Below are 15,773 nucleotides of genomic sequence, written 5' to 3'. Positions count from 1 at the left end.
TTATTAGTGTTTAATGAGTCTCCTAGCTGAAGACAGGTTTAACTCTTAGGCTTCAATTCTTTTCGCTTCAATACTACGGCTACCACACTAGTTATCAAAAATCCAATTATGATTTTTTTGGCAAAACTATCAATCACGATGTCTCGCAAGGTGGTGCCTTTGACTTTTTCGTAAGATTCGATGTAGGAATCAGCTCCCATTTCTTCTACGATCTTGTCTCTAGTCTCTTCCAGGTTACCCAATAGAATTTCAATATGTTCTGGTAATAATGAGGTATCGATCCATCCTACGAATAGGTACAAGAATAGAGCAGTTATTCCGGCGATGAGTAGGGCGATGATCGTACCGGTAGTCATTCCTTCCCAGTATTTAAGCAATTCACCATTGTATCGATCTCTGAATTCTTTTACACCGAAGAAAACGAAAATTGGGATGATGAATAAATCGAACATCTGAAGTTCTTGAAGTGGGTTTTCATCTGAAAAGTAGAAAACCAAAAACATAATGATGATCAATGCGCTACCAATCAATCCATATCTAGCTGATATTTTTAGCAAGTCTCTCATTCTGACAGGTGTTCTTTGGTGCCATTGATCGTGGCAGTGATTTTACCCGTGAGTTCCTGACCAAACCACGGACTATTGACCGATTGGCTCAGGTTACTATCCTTGTCATATACCCAGCTGGTCTGTGGATTCATCAGTGTCAGGTTGGTTGTACTGTTTTCTTCGAGGATCACTTTTGGCAATTTTAGAATCTCGCGAGGTGCAGAGGTGAGTTTGCTCACCCATTCTGCTGGCTCCAATTCTTCTGATAAGGAAAGCAGAGCAGGTATCATCGTCTGGAGTCCCAGGATTCCATTTTCTGCAAGATCATATTCCAATTTCTTGCTTTCTTCGTCTTGTGGACTATGCGCACTTACGATTACATCTATGATACCTTCTTTCAGTCCTTTGATGAGTGCTTTTCTGTCTTTTTCCTCACGTAGCGGAGGGTTGATTTTGTAGTTGGAGTCGTAATCTTCCAAATCAGCGTCCGTATGAATCAGGTGATGTATGCTCACATCGCAGGTCACATTCAGTCCTTTTTTCTTAGCCTGTTTGATCAGCTTCACACTTTCTTTGGAAGAGATGTTAGAAAAGTGCAGTCGTCCACCACTGTAGGCCAGGATGTCCAGGTCTCTTTTGATCATCAGGTGCTCTGCCAGGGCTGGCATGCCTTTTAGTCCCAGCCCGGTGCTTACGATCCCTTCGTTCATCGAGCCAAAACGAGTCAGAAGCTTATCTTCTGGCTGGTTGATTAGCAGGCCATCGAATTTCTGAAGGTAGATCAGGGACTTCAGCATGATGTCGGTATGCCACATTGGTTGCTCACCGTCGGAGAAGGCAATGGCGCCCGCTTCGTGCAGATCGATCATCTCAGTCAGATCTTCGCCTTTGGCATCCAGGGTCACTGCTGCTATCGGATATACGTCTGTCAGATAGTCGCGACTCTTTGATTTGGTGTATTCGATGTGGCTTTTCGTTTGAACGACGGGATCTGTATTTGGGATCAAAGCCACTCCTGTAAAGCCTGAAGCTGCTGCCAACTGGCAACCGCTATGAATGTCTTCTTTGTGCTCGAATCCCGGGTCACAGAAGTTGGCTTTCATATCAAAAAGCCCCGGCATCACATACTGTCCATTGGCATCAATGACAGTATCTGCGCGATGTTCTTTTTGGTCGATGGAGATGATCTTTCCCTCTTTGATCAGGATGTTTACAACCTTGTTGTGGTGAGAAGATTGCGGATCCAAAACTTTGGCTTCCCTTATAAAAATGCTCATTTATAAAAATCTTAGTAGCAAGGATTCGGCTATTAAAAATACCACTGACAAAAGTAAAGCATATTTCCATAACTCAATGCTGTGGTATTTTTCTTTCATGGTTTGGCTGAAGTTTTGACTGTTTAGTTTTTCGAATCGCTCCATGTTTTCCAGTCCGGCATACAGCGCTTCAAATTCTTCTGAATCAAGTGTCTCAAGTTGTGATTCCTCAGGCGCCTGATTAAAGGAAACAAAGCCAAGTGTTTGTTGGTCCGACTTCAGTTGATAATTGCCAGGTTTGAGCAAATATTTGGGGAAATCCATGACCAGCTGGTTTTGTACCAGTCTCTGCGAGGGTATCAGTGCATTACCTTCATGGCTGTAAGGTGTCAATTCATAGAGTTTCTGGTGATTGATGCTGTCGAGCGTGATCGAGATGTTGCTGTGGTCTGCCGTATAGTAGAGTCTATTGCTGCTGCTGGCGCTTAGTTCAGCGATTCGCTGCATCGTTGGGACGAAAAATGCATGTCGAAAGAAATTGGTCTGTTCGGTAATGAGGGGTGTGCTCAGCACATAAAGGTTGCCTTGTCCGCTGATTTTGCTCAGTAGAGACTGCCCGGTTTTTAGCTCCAATAGGCTTTGCTGCAGACCTGCTATTTTGAATAGTGGAGCTGCCATTGGTAGTGCAGTGTTTTGATCCAAGCTCTCGAAGATCCCTGCGAAAAATGGATTTTCCAGATCAGGAGCTTTTAACTCAATTTTTTCTTGAGAGCTGATGTTTTGATAGTTGAGTAAGCCCACTTGTTTGATTTCATCTAATCTTTCTTGTGGATGCGGAATCAGCAGTACAGATTTTTTTCTGCTTAATAAGTTGGCTACCTGGGCATTCAGGCTGTTGTTGATTTCGTCCAATGCATTGAAGATGAGCAGGTCCGAACCCTCCAAAACCTGATAGTCGATTTGACCGCTGGCAAAGGATTGAAACTCAAAAAGCGCATTGTCTTCGAATACTTTTTGAATGTAAGTTTTTTCTGAAGTAGACTTGATCTCTGTCACTTTGATCTTAGGCGCGAGGTTGAAAGAGAGGTAAAAGTCATTGTCAAAGGTAACTGGGAAGTCCTCAAAGCTGATTTTTCCTTCATTGTATTGTTGGAGCTGGTTGCTCAATTCGAAAGGGATGGATTTAGTGGATTGAGCATCGATATTGATGGCCACACTTGCGAATTGTTTACCATTCAGTTGTAGTTTGACGATTAGATCCTCAATGGAAGAATTGCCACTGTTTTTGATTCGCGCAGTTAACACATTGTCGTTGTGAGCGAGTACGAAGGGGTGATTGAGATACACCGAATCTACCGAGAGGTTGTTGCTCTGCAGCGTAGATATGGGTAGGTAGTAGTATTGGGAGCTACTATCCGCCACCTGATCCAATTGACCAAAAGTGCTTCTTTGTCCGTCGCTGATCAGAAAAATCTCACTTTCTTGCCCTTCGTCTTTTAGAGCCATTATTTTGTCTATTACTTCTTGACCTGTGCGACTCACAGGAGAGTAGTCCATTTCTGCGACTATATCTTTTGCCTTTTGTGCGGATTTGAAATGGTAGGATTGTGACCCGAAATCGTTATCCAGTATTTTGAATTGGGTGGCAGTAGGGTATAGATCTATCAACTGGCCGGCCATGGATTTGGCACTTGTTAGTGCGGCTGTGTTCTCCTGATTCAGGTTGTTCATGCTGCCGGAGTTGTCAACATATAAGATCACAGAAGAGGAATTCAATCCCTCTTCTTGCCCAGGGATAAAAGGCTGAGCAAAGGCCAAAACCAAAAATGCAATGAACAAAAGCCTGCATAGCAATACCAGAAGCTGCTTGAGTTGAAGTTTGGAAGAGGATTTCTTTCTGACTTGATGCAGGAAACGCACGTTCGAAAACTGAACAACCTTGGCCTTCCGAAAATTAAATAGATGAACAATGATCGGAATACTCAAGGCCAAAAGCCCCCATAGGAAAGTCACATTTGCAAAGCTCATCGCAGCAAATCTAAACGAAAATGCCAGCCGTCAAAGTCGATCAGAATGAATTATTTAGGTTTGGTCGGAATTACTAAAAAGTCATATGAGCCAAGTTCTATTAGAGGTATTTTTTTTTGGATTTAAAATCTCGTATATTCGTTTTGTTGTTGTGGATTAAGATTTGATTAGTCCTTTTTATTTTGAGTTTTTGACCTTGGGGTTCAAGTTTTTCTTGGACCCTTTTTTTATACCCTTCTCACTCCCTGGTGTTTAGTCTGGTGGGCACCATTTCTCCCTCATAGTTTTTTCGAAATACAGCTGGCATTCGGTCAGGAACTTCCTCCTTGTGAAATCGCAATTTGCTCTGCAATCCTCCGTGGTATCGGAATAGATATTCGCAATCATTGGGGAGCAGTTTGAGAATTTTTTTATCAGGCTGTATTGCTGAGATGTCTATCGAATCACCTACTGCTTTTTTAGAAAGTATAGGGTCTGGAATGTTGATAGAGATATAGGATAGATAGGACGTGTCATTTTCGTTTTTGATGACGTGGAGGGTGATTTTTTCTTTGTATGGCTCGATCCAAAAGGTCATTGGGTCGTTGGGTTGTGCTTTGAGTTTGGCGCCTCGCACAAAGTAGCTGTATTGATCGGTGGTGTTTTTGGGAAGGAGCTGGAGTTCATTTCCGCAAAAGCGATAGAGTGTATCCGGAGTGTAGGACGATATCTCAAAATCACCGTAATCTTTGTTTTCCTTTTTCGGCGCTTTGTGATTTTTGCAGGCACTCAAAGCCAGAAAAAGCAGTGTGAGATAGATAGGGATTGACTTCATTCCGAAAAGTTGGGAAGATTTATAGACAGAAAGAAATTTTAGCGGACAGGCTTTTGATTTTCTGTCAAAGAAAGCAATTGACAGGTCGTCTCATTTGGATGGCTCTGTCTAGATTTGTTGCATGGAAGCATTTCATTTTATCTACCTGTTGACTGGTCTTGTGTTGGGCGCAGTGATTGCCTGGTTCATGGCCAAATCTAAGTTTCAGAATAGCGGACAGTCCGATGATCAGCTCAAAGCAAAGGAGCTGGAATACCAATTGACAGCCGAGCGCGATCGTTCAGAAAAGCTGGGCAAGGACATCAACACTATCAATGAAGAGCTAAGAACCGAAAGAGATAAGAAGCTACACCTGAGCAACCAGTATGCCCGTTTGGAGTCTGATTACAAGAATCTGCAGGAGAATCTGAAAACGCAGAAGCAGGAGCTGAATGAAATTAAGGAGAAATTTTCTGCAGAATTTAAGAATCTGGCCAACGAGATTTTCGAGGAAAAAAGCAAGAAGTTTACAGATCAAAACAAGCTGCAGGTTGGCGAACTGCTCAAGCCACTAGGGGATAAAATTGTCGAGTTTGAGAAGAAAGTCGAGCAAACCAATAAGGAAAGTATAGAAAGAAACTCTGCCCTGAAAGAGCAAATCTCAGGCTTCAAAGAGCTGAATCAGAAGATCACCAAAGAAGCAGAGAATCTAGTCAAAGCCCTCAAAGGAGATACAAAGGCCCAAGGTAACTGGGGCGAATTCATTCTTGAGAGTATTCTCGAAAAGTCGGGACTTGAGAAGGGAAGAGAGTATTTTATTCAGCAATCCTTAAAAGACGAAGAAGGCAATCGCTACCAGCCCGATGTGGTAGTACAACTGCCAGATCAGAAGAGTGTGATTGTGGACTCTAAAGTTTCTTTGATTGCCTATGAGCGTTATGCCAATACGGATGATACGGGGGAGAAAGAGGCGCAAATCAAATCGCACTTGCTATCCCTGCGTGCTCATATCAAGGGTTTGAGTGAGAAAAATTATCAAAACCTCTACGGAGTTGAGGGACTGGATTTTGTGCTAATGTTTATCCCTGTCGAACCGGCTTTTTCCATAGCGGTTCAAAAAGATCCTGAGCTATTCAACGATGCGTATGCCAAGAATATCGTCATCGTGAGCCCTGCGACCCTGATTGCTACACTACGAACGATAGCGAGTATCTGGAAGCAGGAGTACCAAAATCGAAATGCCATCGAGATTGCCCGACAGGGAGGTGCGCTGTACGATAAGTTTGTGGCTTTCGTGGAAGATATAAAGGGAATCGGTCGTCATCTGGATCAGACACAAAAGGCCTATAAGGAGTCGGCTAAAAAACTCTATGACGGAACGGGGAATCTGGTGAAGCGAGCCGAGGACATGAAAAAGCTAGGAGCCAAGGCTTCTAAAAACATGGATCCAAAATTACTGGAAAGGTCTGGAGAATAAAGCTATAATATTTAGTTAAAAACTAAAATAATTAGCATTTTTGAATCGAGATTCGAGAATGCTATGTTAGATCAAAATAACGGACGAGGCGCGCAAAGTAATCCACACAATCAGTTCCTGAAAGGTGAGGTTGAGATGGACCAGGAGTTCTATGAACACCTACATCTCAATGGAGAAACACTAAAGAAGAAAACGGCTTTTCAGAAGATCTATCCAAAGACGATTGTCAATAAAGTCACCAGTCCTGATTTGCCATTTGAGTATTCGATGAATCCCTACCAGGGCTGTGAGCATGGATGTATTTATTGCTATGCGCGCAATTCTCATGAGTACTGGGGCTACAGTGCGGGTCGTGATTTTGAAAGCAAAATTTTAGTCAAGCATCAAGCTGCGGCTTTGCTCAGAAAAAAATTGGACAGTAAGAGTTGGAAGGGGCAGCCCATCATGCTGTCGGGCAATACCGACTGCTATCAGCCGATCGAGCGAAAGCTAGAGATCACACGTAGTTTGCTACAGATCTGTCTTGAATACAGAAACCCTGTCGGTATCATTACTAAAAATGCCATGGTTTTGAGGGATCTGGATATTTTGGAGCAGTTGGCAGAGTTGAATTTAGTCCGAGTAGCGATTTCCATCACTTCGCTCAATGAGAAACTCAGGGAGCGACTAGAGCCAAGAACCTCCACTTCAGGCTTGCGTTTCAATGCGGTGCGCAGGCTTTCTGAATCTGGAATACCTGTGATGGTCATGATGGCACCTGTGATCCCATCGATCAACAATCAGGAGATCATGAAGATTGCCGAAAAGGCAGCTGAAAATGGGGCAGGCGCCCTGAGTCATACCGTCGTGAGATTGAATGGTGTCATTGGCCAATTATTTGAGCAGTGGCTGGAAACTCACTACCCTGATCGAAAAGAAAAAGTGCTGAATCAGATCATGGAGTTGCATGGTGGTCAACTGAATGACAGCCGTTTCAAAACGCGGATGCGGGGAGAGGGAGAGCATGCCAATCAAATTTCTAAGATGTTTAAACTAGCGATCAAGAAATATAAGCTTGATGGTAAGATGGAGCCTTTGAATCGATCTCTTTTTCGACGCGCCTCTGAGAATCAGTTGAATTTGTTTTAATGTTGGTTTTCTGGTCTTCTGGTCCGCTAGTCTTCTTGTCCTTTAGTCTTCTGGTCACCTGGACCGCTGATTGACTGGCAGTCTGCCATTATGGTTTGGGTCGTTCTTCCAGGGTACACTTTGCTGTTTGGGTGGAGTTTCTGCTGCTGATTTTAGTCAAAATTTTGTACCTTTCTGAACCATATAAATCACCTTGTTTATGAAATTCATCTGTACTCTTCTTTGTTTAAGTCTTTGCACTTTAACCTTTGCTCAGGACAATACTTTTTCCCTCAAAGCTTCGGATGGGGATATTTTGATCACCCCAATCCAGCATGCCACCATGATGATCAGTTATCGAGATCTGAATATAGTTACAGACCCGACAGGTGGGGTAGAGGCATTTGAGGGACTGTCTAAGCCTAATTTAATCCTAATTACGGATATCCATGGAGATCACATGAACAAGGAGACCTTGACTGCTATGGGGGCTAAGGACATTCAGATTGTTGCACCTCAGGCTGTAGCTGATCAGTTGGGAGAGGAGTTTGGTGACATCTTAATATTAGGCAATGGAGAGAGTAAAGAACTTCTCGGCATTAATATAGAAGCATTGCCGATGTACAATTTGCCTGAAGACGAAAGTTCTCGCCATACCAAAGGGAGAGGCAATGGTTATGTATTGACCATAGGAGGTAAAAGAGTCTATGTATCAGGAGATACAGAAGATATCGTGGAAATGCGTGAGTTGAAAAAAATTGATTTGGCTTTCGTGTGTATGAATCTGCCTTACACCATGGATGTCGATGCTGCGGCAGATGCTACCCTGGATTTTCTACCGAATATCGTGATACCCTATCACTACAGAGGCAAAGGAGGTTTGAGTGATATCCAAAAGTTCAAAGCTACTGTGAATGAAGGAAGCCAAAAGGTAAACGTAGTACTATTGGATTGGTATAAATAGTCCTTTGGTTTGCTTATCCTTCAGTTTCCTGTCTTACATCCCAATGCCACGAGCCATGGCAGAGGCTGCAAATAGCATAATTAATACGCCCACGATTTCTAAATTAAGCAACAGCTTAATGGTCGAAAACTGCTGTGCAGTGATGATCGGTTCTTCTCCATTTTTGATTTGTTTGTTCCATTTCAGGAAGCGAACGGTTGGGTAAATGGATAAGACTCCCACCACAGTGAAAGCGCCCATTTTGACGTAAAAGAATGGGCTTGCAAGGTAGAATTCACTTCCTTTTTCGTAGAAGTAAATTCGAATAAAGCCTGCAATCAGCACGGCTAAGGCTGATAATCCATAGATCAAATCTGCCTTCTGGATTCTTTTGGCATCCTGGATGGAAAGGGTCTGACTTAATGTAACGCGTTCGTATACGAGACCAATCATAATCCCGAAAGCAGCTACAAAGTGTATGAATGCGAAAATGGTATGAGGTAACATAGCAATTGATTTGTTTGCTATTTAATCGCTATTTGTTCAAATGCCAAAATGGAAAGACTGAAACCTGTAAAAGGTGAGATGAATCAGGTTTTTCTTTGGGTCGAATGAAGATGATTATCTTTTTTTTAATCTGTTTTTGATGGATGGTGCTTTTTTCTTCAGAGACTTGAGGTAGAGCTGCTCTACTTTTTCTCTGGCCCAGGGGGTTTTTCTCAGAAAGGCCAGACTTGATTTGATGTTAGGATTGTATTTGAAGCAGCGAATATTGATGCGATGACCTAGCTCGCTCCAGTCGTACACCGCTACCAGATGCTCCAATATATCTACTAACTTCACTCCATGAAGAGGGTTGTTTGCCTGTGTTTCCTTTTGTTGCTTCTCCATCTTTTGCAAGTTAGGGCCTTTCGGTTTAGGATTTTCGTTTTGCACGATCCAACGAACAAAAATGCAGGATTTACCTTGTGTTTGGATTCATTGAATGGGCTAAATTGCACTTCCCAAAACGATTAGACTAAATATGATTATGAACAAAAGAAGATTAGGTAAAACTGGATTTGAGATAACTGACGTAGCATTAGGTACCTGGCAAGTAGGAGGTAAATGGGGATCAGGATTTGATCATCAGTTGGCTCAGAATATACTAGCGGAAGCCATAGATAGAGGGGTAAACTTTATCGATACTGCAGATGTCTATGAGGATGGGGAAAGTGAAAAAGCCGTAGGGAAAGCCATCAAAAGTGCAGGTAAGCGAATTTTTGTGGCTACCAAATGTGGCAGGCAGATCAGCCCACATGTCAATGAAGGATATACTCCAGCAGCGCTACGAGGCTATGTGGAGGATTCATTGAAAAGGCTGCAGTTGGATTGCATCGATTTGATACAGCTACACTGCCCGCCTACTCAGGTGTTTTATAGATCAGAAATTTTCGAAGAGTTCGAAAAATTGAAGCAGGAAGGAAAAATTTTGAACCTGGGGGTAAGTGTCGAAAAAATCGAGGAAGCTATGAAGGCCATCGAGTTTGATAATGTCACCACTGTGCAAATCATTTACAATATGTTTCGCCAGAGACCGCAGGAGGAGTTCTTCCAAAAAGCCGTGAAGAAGGACGTAGGGATCATCGTGCGTGTGCCTTTAGCTAGTGGTCTGCTAACCGGTAAATTCAGCAAGCAGAGTACTTTTGATAAGGAGGATCACAGGAACTTCAATAGAGACGGAGCGGTATTCGACAAAGGAGAGACCTTTGCAGGTATCCCATATGAAAAAGGTCTGGATGCTGTGGAAGAGTTGAAGGCAATCTTTGGAGATCAAAGCCTGGCTCAGACTGCAATCAAATGGATTCTGAGAAGACCTGAAGTGAGTACGGTGATCCCGGGAGCTTCTAAACCGGAACAGCTAGAATCTAATTTAGGTGTTGGAGAACTACCTGCCCTGACTGCAGAGCAACTAGCAGCTGTAGATCAAATCTATCAGGAGCAGATCAAAGGATATGTTCATCATAACTGGTAAGTAATACCTGAAGGAAGTTTTTGTTTTGATTGGATCAGAACAAAAACTTCTTTGACAGAAAGAATATCAATCCCAATAAAAATACCACAATCGAAAACTTATTGATGAAGTGCATCGCTTTCAGGTTGAAGCTGTTGTAGTGGTCCTTCTTTTTGAAGAAGTAGGTAAAAACCTCTCCAATAGAAAAGAACTCTTTCAATCCTCCTTTGCTTTTTTCTTGTTCCTCACTCATGACACTTCGGCTTTTATCGTTTCGGGTTCTACCCAGTTGTTGTCTTCTTTGATTATTTCAATCAGTTCGTCCACCGCATGCTCAGATGGGACGGCTCTTTTTACTACGGTTTGCCCTTTATAAAGCGTGATTTTTCCTTTTCCGGAACCTACATAGCCATAGTCAGCGTCGGCCATTTCTCCAGGGCCATTGACGATACATCCCATGATGCCGATCTTGACGCCTTTCAGGTGATCCGTCCTTTTTCGAATCATAGCTGTGGTTTCTTGTAGGTCGAACAGCGTTCTGCCGCAAGAGGGGCAGGAAATGTATTCGGTCTTGGTCATGCGCGTGCGAGCAGCTTGTAGTATACCAAAGGCCGTGTTGTTTTCGATTTTCTTGTCACCATGACCGCTCAGCATCACGCCATCTCCCAATCCATCGATCAACAGGGCTCCCACATCTGTAGCAGCGGCCAATTGAAATTCGCTTTGGTCGCTCTCGATAATTCGACTGTTGAGTACGACTGGAAGATCTATCTGTTGGATGATTAATTCGAAAATGAATCGTCTCATCTCTGCCATGGTGTGCGAGTTGCCAGAGCTCAGCATTAGGATGGCGTTTTGCTTACCTTTCAGACTTTCGACTGCTGACAGATCTGCCGCATCTATGGATACAAATGCCAATTGATCATCGCTCAATTGTTGCCATTCTTCTAAAGTGACAAATGGAAACTTGTTGGATTGATCTTCCAATTCCATCCAACTGGTATAATCCAGAATTTCTTTGAGTCCATTTGGAAGCATGAAGCTGATAGGGTGACTGCCGCTGTAGACATAATCGGCACCTGTGTCTCCCATTTTCCACTTGTCCAACTCTGGCAAATAGTAATGACCAATCGCCTTGAGATCAGCCATCTCTACATGTTTGAATTCACTGAAATTGGCAATTACTCTTGGCACATTTTCGTTCCCAAAGTTCAATACTTCAGCAGTTTTTCTTCTTTCGTAATTGAATGGGTCTACTGGCGATTCTGATAAAGCTGCAATTTCTTTATGGCCAGATCGAGTGGCGTATCTTTTGATCAAAGAGGCCGCTACTGGCGCCTCGAACTCTGGTTCTTCGGTCAGAGAAACTCTAACCGTGTCACCTAATCCATCTTCTAGTAAGGCTCCAATACCAACAGCTGATTTGATTCGTCCATCTTCACCATCTCCTGCTTCAGTTACCCCGAGGTGAAGAGGGTAAGGTTTGAGTCCTTCTTCCTCCAACTTATGGACCAGCAGGCGGTAAGCCTGAACCATCACACGGGTATTGCTGGCCTTCATCGATAGCACGATATCGTGGTAGTCCATCTCGTTACAGATGCGCAGAAACTCCAGGGCAGATTCGACCATGCCCAGAGGTGTATCACCAAAGCGGCTCATGATTCTATCCGATAGCGAACCATGGTTGGTCCCGATGCGCATGGCGGTTCCATTCTTCTGACAAAGCTTCACGAGAGGGACAAACTTTTCTCTGATGCGCTGAAGTTCCGCCTGATAGGACTCGTCGGTATATTCTATTTCTTCAAATTTCTTTTTATCCGCGTAGTTGCCTGGGTTGATTCGAACCTTCTCTACTATGCCTGCAGCTAACTCTGCCGCGTTAGGTGTGAAATGTATATCTGCCACCAAAGGTACGTTGACTCCTTGTGCTCTCAGTTCATCTTTGATGTTTTGCAAGTTCTGCGCCTCTTTGATACTGGGGGCAGTGATGCGTACATACTCACAGCCTGACTCAACCATTCGGATGGTTTGTTCTACAGAACCTTTCGTATCCATAGTGTCTACGGTAGTCATGGATTGGACTCTGATCGGTTGGTTTCCGCCTAAAGGCGTTTCACCAATATTGACTTCAATTGAGGCTCTTCTTTGATAGGCCGTAAGTGACGGACAGTATTTCTTGTTGTTCAAAATCAGGAACTTTGATTGTGCTGTAAAAATAATGCGATAGCATCAATATACTGAGGTATCGCGGTACAATGTCAGGAATAATTGCCACTCATCACTGATATTGACACTTGGGCAAAAAACAATAACATAATTCGACTCATGGATGTATTTTGATACTAGATAATTAAACAATTTACTTTCAATATCTCAAAATGAAGAAACCATTCCACTGGCTCTTTGTAGCCGTTCTTATTTGTTCGATGGGACTCGCCAATCAGGATGTTTTGGCCCAGAGAAAAAAGAAAAACAAAAAAGGTGATACCGAACAAAAAGATAAAAAAGAAGAAAAGAAAAAGATCAGCGAACTGATCAAGAAGCATCAAAAGTATGAGGGCTTGTTTGATATCTATCAGGACTCGACTTCTGGGGATACGAAGGTGTTTTTTGCTATGGATCAGATTGGTCAGGAATTCATTCACTGGTATTATATAGAGAATGGAGCGGTTTCAGTTTCTGCTTTTAGAGGACAGTTCAGAGGATCTCAGATCATCAAAATTGAAAAGCATTTTGATAAGATTGAGATCATTTCGCAGAACACGTCGTTTTATTTCGATCCTGAAAATGAATTGAGTCGCTCCCAAGAAGCGAATGTGAGTCACAGTGTGCTGTTTTCTGGTAAAATCCTGGGAGGAAGTGAAGAAGAAGGTGGCTACATGATTGCAGGAGATGATTTGTTTCTTAAAGAGATTTTGGGGATTGTAGATTTTACTCAATTCAGAGAGCAGCCCAAGGCATTCAAACTAGGGTCACTAAGTAAGGATAAATCTAAAATCAAGAGTATTAAGAACTACAGTGATAATACGGATTTGGTTGTTGAATATGTTTTTGAGAATAGTAAGATTAACAACATTGAATCTAATGCTTTGGCCGATGCGCGTAACATCAGTATTCTGGTTCAGCATTCTTTGATCAAAATTCCTGACAATGATTATCAGCCAAGATTTGATGATCCCAGAGTGGGTTACTTTCTGACCTATGTTGAAGACATGACCACTACAGATCCGATTGCCTACAGAGACATGATTCACCGTTGGGACTTGAAAAAGAAAGATCCTGAGGCAGCGGTTTCTGAGCCGGTAGAGCCGATCACCTGGTGGATGGAAAATACGACCCCTATGGAGTTTAGAGCTACTATTGAAGAAGCTGTTCTGGAGTGGAATAAGGCCTTTGAAGCGGCAGGATTTAAAAATGCAGTAGTTGTGAAGACGCAGCCTGACGATGCAGAGTGGGATGCCGGTGATTTGAATTACAACGTATTGAGATGGACTTCTTCACCCAATCCGCCATTTGGTGGATATGGTCCTAGTTTTGTCAATCCAAAAACAGGACAGATTCTGGGAGCCGACATCATGCTGGAGTTTGTGTACCATACCAATCGTGTGAAGTACGCTAAACTATTTGAAGAAACTGCTGCTGACAATTTTATGATTTGTAGTGCAGGACATCATTTCCAGAGTAATACCTTACTTGGGTTAGCGAGTTTGAAAGCAGTTGGAGCCTCTGGTATGGAAATGGAAGGCTTGAAAAGAGAGGCGATGAAGGAGCTGGTTATGCACGAAGTAGGGCATACGCTGGGTCTCAATCACAATATGAAAGCCAGTCAGAGATTTTCTCCTGCTGAATTGGCAAACAAAGAATTGATCGAAGGCCAATGCCTGACTGGGTCAGTGATGGACTATACAGCCATCAACCTAACCAAAGATCGCGCGAAGCAAGGACAGTACTATTCTACAACTGTTGGCCCATACGATATTTGGGCGATTACCTATGGCTATTATAGCGATGGGAGTGAGGAGAACCTCGAAAAGATATTGGCTAGATCCACTGAGCCAGATTTGATTTTCGGGAATGATGCAGATGACATGCGCTCGCCAGGTGTCGGTATAGATCCTCGCGTGATGATTGATGATATGTCGGGAGATGCTATAGCCTATTCGGTCGATCGCTTCGAAATCATCGATGCTACGATGAAAACGCTTAAGGATAAATTCAGCGAGGAGGGAGAGTCTTACGAAGAGTTGAAAATGAATTATGGGATTTTGTTGAGGTCTCAAGATATTGCCTCCAGGGTATTGTCTAGATATGTAGGGGGTGTATATATAGACCGTGCCATGGTAGGGCAGGAGGGAGCTACTAAGCCCTATACGCCTGTGTCATTGCAAGATCAGAAACGTGCTATGGACGCTTTAGGCAAGTTTACTTTCTCTCCAGAAGCATTTTCAGCTCCTGCCGAACTGTACAACTATCTGGCTGATCAACGAAGAGGTTTCAATTTTTATGGAGGAACTGAGGATCCGAAAATTCAGGAAAGAATCCTTAAGATTCAGAAAGGAGTGTTAGATCAACTGATGCATCAAAACACCTTGCAGAGATTGAGTGATTCCTATGTTTATGGCAATGAATACAGCTTGTCGAGCTATATGAAGGATTTGAATAACATGATGTTTGCAGCAGACCGATATACCAGTGTCAACGTCAATAGAAGGAATCTACAAGTGGAATACACCCAGCGATTGATTGATATTATGGATGAAAAAAGCAGTCATATATCTACAGCTAAAGCCATGGCTCTTTACAATCTAAAAAGTATCAAGAAAATGGCGAGCACGAGTTCTGGGAATACAGCTACACAGGCTCATAGACAGTATTTGGTCTACTTGATCAACCAAGCTTTGGAAAAAGCGTAAGAACAATTACACATACTTATAAAACCTATGTTTGGAAGTACGCTTCCGGTATAGGTTTTTGTTTTAAGCAGCAAACAATGGAAGAGCAAGAACGAAAAAAACACTGGGAGGATATTTACCATACCAAAAGTCTAAATGAAGTCAGTTGGTACCAGCCTATTCCCCAAACTTCCCTAGAGTTAATCGCAGCGTGCCAACTTCCCAAAGATGCCAAAATCATTGATGTAGGTGGAGGAGATGGTTTTTTAGTAGATCATTTGCTCGACAATGGGTATTTGGATCTTACCGTACTTGATATTTCCAAGGCTGCTATCGATCGGGCCAAACAGAGGTTGGGGGATCGAGCGGATCAAGTTCAATGGATTGTGGCGGACGCTTCAAGTTTTACGCCGGATCAGAGCTACGATCTCTGGCACGATCGAGCGGCTTTCCATTTCCTGACTCAGAAAAATGACATTGACCATTATTTAAAGTCGCTCAGTAAGGGATTGTCTAGTGGTGCTTATCTGATTCTGGGAACCTTTTCAGAGAATGGACCGAAAAAATGCAGCGGGATTGAAATAAAGCAATACTCCGCTCTGTCAATGCAGGAATTGTTGAAAGATCAATTTGAGGTCATCAAAACCATGAATGTGGATCATCCTACTCCTTTCGATACCGTTCAGAATTTTACCTTCGGGAGCTTTAAAAAGCTTTAGTCTTAGAAATACAGTAT

General features: G+C 42.9%; 14 protein-coding genes. 6 read left to right on the top strand and 8 right to left on the bottom strand.

Annotated elements, in window-relative coordinates:
* Positions 1-38: 38 nt before the first annotated feature.
* The 4 genes from N7U62_RS12840 to N7U62_RS12825 form a co-directional block, all read right to left on the bottom strand.
* A complete protein-coding gene (locus N7U62_RS12840) occupies positions 39-566 on the bottom strand; it encodes a DUF4199 domain-containing protein (protein WP_264138380.1) in 528 nt (175 codons plus the stop codon).
* Complete coding sequence (locus tag N7U62_RS12835) at positions 563-1,825, bottom strand: dihydroorotase (RefSeq protein WP_264138379.1); 1,263 nt, start codon at positions 1,823-1,825, stop codon at positions 563-565. Before N7U62_RS12835 ends, N7U62_RS12840 begins: the two co-directional genes overlap by 4 nt.
* A complete protein-coding gene (locus tag N7U62_RS12830; RefSeq protein WP_264138378.1) occupies positions 1,826-3,832 on the bottom strand; it encodes a BatA domain-containing protein in 2,007 nt (668 codons plus the stop codon).
* 238 nt (positions 3,833-4,070) lie between these two features.
* Positions 4,071-4,646, bottom strand: coding sequence for a hypothetical protein (locus N7U62_RS12825; RefSeq protein WP_264138377.1), 576 nt, complete (start codon positions 4,644-4,646; stop codon positions 4,071-4,073).
* Between the two features lie 121 nt (positions 4,647-4,767).
* On the opposite strand from N7U62_RS12825, the gene N7U62_RS12820 reads away from it, so the two are divergent.
* The 3 genes from N7U62_RS12820 to N7U62_RS12810 all read left to right on the top strand — a co-directional run bounded on the left by N7U62_RS12820 (position 4,768) and on the right by N7U62_RS12810 (position 8,173).
* Positions 4,768-6,102, top strand: coding sequence for a DNA recombination protein RmuC (locus N7U62_RS12820; RefSeq protein ID WP_264138376.1), 1,335 nt, complete (start codon positions 4,768-4,770; stop codon positions 6,100-6,102).
* A 63-nt stretch (positions 6,103-6,165) separates the two neighbouring features.
* Positions 6,166-7,230 (top strand): PA0069 family radical SAM protein, encoded by a 1,065-nt coding sequence (locus N7U62_RS12815; protein WP_264138375.1) that lies wholly within the window; start codon positions 6,166-6,168, stop codon positions 7,228-7,230.
* 199 nt (positions 7,231-7,429) lie between these two features.
* Positions 7,430-8,173 (top strand): MBL fold metallo-hydrolase, encoded by a 744-nt coding sequence (locus N7U62_RS12810; RefSeq protein ID WP_264138374.1) that lies wholly within the window; start codon positions 7,430-7,432, stop codon positions 8,171-8,173.
* Positions 8,174-8,206: 33 nt separating this feature from the next.
* Here the strand turns inward: N7U62_RS12810 and N7U62_RS12805 are convergent, their stop codons facing one another.
* Together N7U62_RS12805 and N7U62_RS12800 are read right to left on the bottom strand one after the other, a co-directional pair.
* A complete protein-coding gene (locus N7U62_RS12805; RefSeq protein WP_264138373.1) occupies positions 8,207-8,659 on the bottom strand; it encodes a DUF2214 family protein in 453 nt (150 codons plus the stop codon).
* A gap of 114 nt (positions 8,660-8,773) precedes the next feature.
* A complete protein-coding gene (locus N7U62_RS12800) occupies positions 8,774-9,043 on the bottom strand; it encodes a VF530 family protein (RefSeq protein ID WP_264138372.1) in 270 nt (89 codons plus the stop codon).
* A 139-nt stretch (positions 9,044-9,182) separates the two neighbouring features.
* On the opposite strand from N7U62_RS12800, the gene N7U62_RS12795 reads away from it, so the two are divergent.
* Positions 9,183-10,166: an aldo/keto reductase gene (locus N7U62_RS12795; RefSeq protein WP_264138371.1), complete on the top strand. Its 984-nt coding sequence runs from the start codon at positions 9,183-9,185 to the stop codon at positions 10,164-10,166.
* Between the two features lie 34 nt (positions 10,167-10,200).
* Here the strand turns inward: N7U62_RS12795 and N7U62_RS12790 are convergent, their stop codons facing one another.
* Entirely contained in the window at positions 10,201-10,398 is a 198-nt protein-coding gene (locus tag N7U62_RS12790) for a DUF6728 family protein (RefSeq protein WP_264138370.1), read from the bottom strand.
* The gene (ispG, locus tag N7U62_RS12785; protein ID WP_404818033.1) at positions 10,395-12,335 is read right to left on the bottom strand and encodes a (E)-4-hydroxy-3-methylbut-2-enyl-diphosphate synthase; all 1,941 of its coding nucleotides are present in this window, start codon (positions 12,333-12,335) and stop codon (positions 10,395-10,397) included. The genes N7U62_RS12790 and ispG overlap by 4 nt, the downstream gene beginning before the upstream one ends.
* Positions 12,336-12,523: 188 nt before the next feature.
* Between ispG and N7U62_RS12780 the strand changes: the two genes are divergently transcribed.
* Together N7U62_RS12780 and N7U62_RS12775 are read left to right on the top strand one after the other, a co-directional pair.
* Positions 12,524-15,058 carry a zinc-dependent metalloprotease gene (locus N7U62_RS12780; protein WP_264138368.1) on the top strand — a complete coding sequence of 845 codons (2,535 nt, stop codon included), beginning with the start codon at positions 12,524-12,526 and terminating at the stop codon, positions 15,056-15,058.
* A 77-nt stretch (positions 15,059-15,135) separates the two neighbouring features.
* A complete protein-coding gene (locus N7U62_RS12775; protein WP_264138367.1) occupies positions 15,136-15,756 on the top strand; it encodes a class I SAM-dependent methyltransferase in 621 nt (206 codons plus the stop codon).
* Positions 15,757-15,773: the final 17 nt, after the last annotated feature.

This window comes from Reichenbachiella ulvae (genome assembly GCF_025833875.1).
Lineage (GTDB): Bacteria > Bacteroidota > Bacteroidia > Cytophagales > Cyclobacteriaceae > Reichenbachiella > Reichenbachiella ulvae.
This window is presented reverse-complemented; position numbering and strand designations above follow the sequence as displayed.

Bases quoted from the DNA above. Each gene is read 5' to 3' on its own strand.
- N7U62_RS12825 (WP_264138377.1), bottom strand. From the start codon at position 4,646: ATGAAGTCAATCCCTATCTATCTCACACTGCTTTTTCTGGCTTTGAGT.
- N7U62_RS12840 (WP_264138380.1), bottom strand. From the start codon at position 566: ATGAGAGACTTGCTAAAAATATCAGCTAGATATGGATTGATTGGTAGC.
- N7U62_RS12780 (WP_264138368.1), top strand. From the start codon at position 12,524: ATGAAGAAACCATTCCACTGGCTCTTTGTAGCCGTTCTTATTTGTTCG.
- N7U62_RS12800 (WP_264138372.1), bottom strand. From the start codon at position 9,043: ATGGAGAAGCAACAAAAGGAAACACAGGCAAACAACCCTCTTCATGGA.
- N7U62_RS12805 (WP_264138373.1), bottom strand. From the start codon at position 8,659: ATGTTACCTCATACCATTTTCGCATTCATACACTTTGTAGCTGCTTTC.
- N7U62_RS12835 (WP_264138379.1), bottom strand. From the start codon at position 1,825: ATGAGCATTTTTATAAGGGAAGCCAAAGTTTTGGATCCGCAATCTTCT.
- N7U62_RS12815 (WP_264138375.1), top strand. From the start codon at position 6,166: ATGTTAGATCAAAATAACGGACGAGGCGCGCAAAGTAATCCACACAAT.
- N7U62_RS12820 (WP_264138376.1), top strand. From the start codon at position 4,768: ATGGAAGCATTTCATTTTATCTACCTGTTGACTGGTCTTGTGTTGGGC.
- N7U62_RS12830 (WP_264138378.1), bottom strand. From the start codon at position 3,832: ATGAGCTTTGCAAATGTGACTTTCCTATGGGGGCTTTTGGCCTTGAGT.
- N7U62_RS12790 (WP_264138370.1), bottom strand. From the start codon at position 10,398: ATGAGTGAGGAACAAGAAAAAAGCAAAGGAGGATTGAAAGAGTTCTTT.
- N7U62_RS12810 (WP_264138374.1), top strand. From the start codon at position 7,430: ATGAAATTCATCTGTACTCTTCTTTGTTTAAGTCTTTGCACTTTAACC.
- N7U62_RS12795 (WP_264138371.1), top strand. From the start codon at position 9,183: ATGAACAAAAGAAGATTAGGTAAAACTGGATTTGAGATAACTGACGTA.
- N7U62_RS12775 (WP_264138367.1), top strand. From the start codon at position 15,136: ATGGAAGAGCAAGAACGAAAAAAACACTGGGAGGATATTTACCATACC.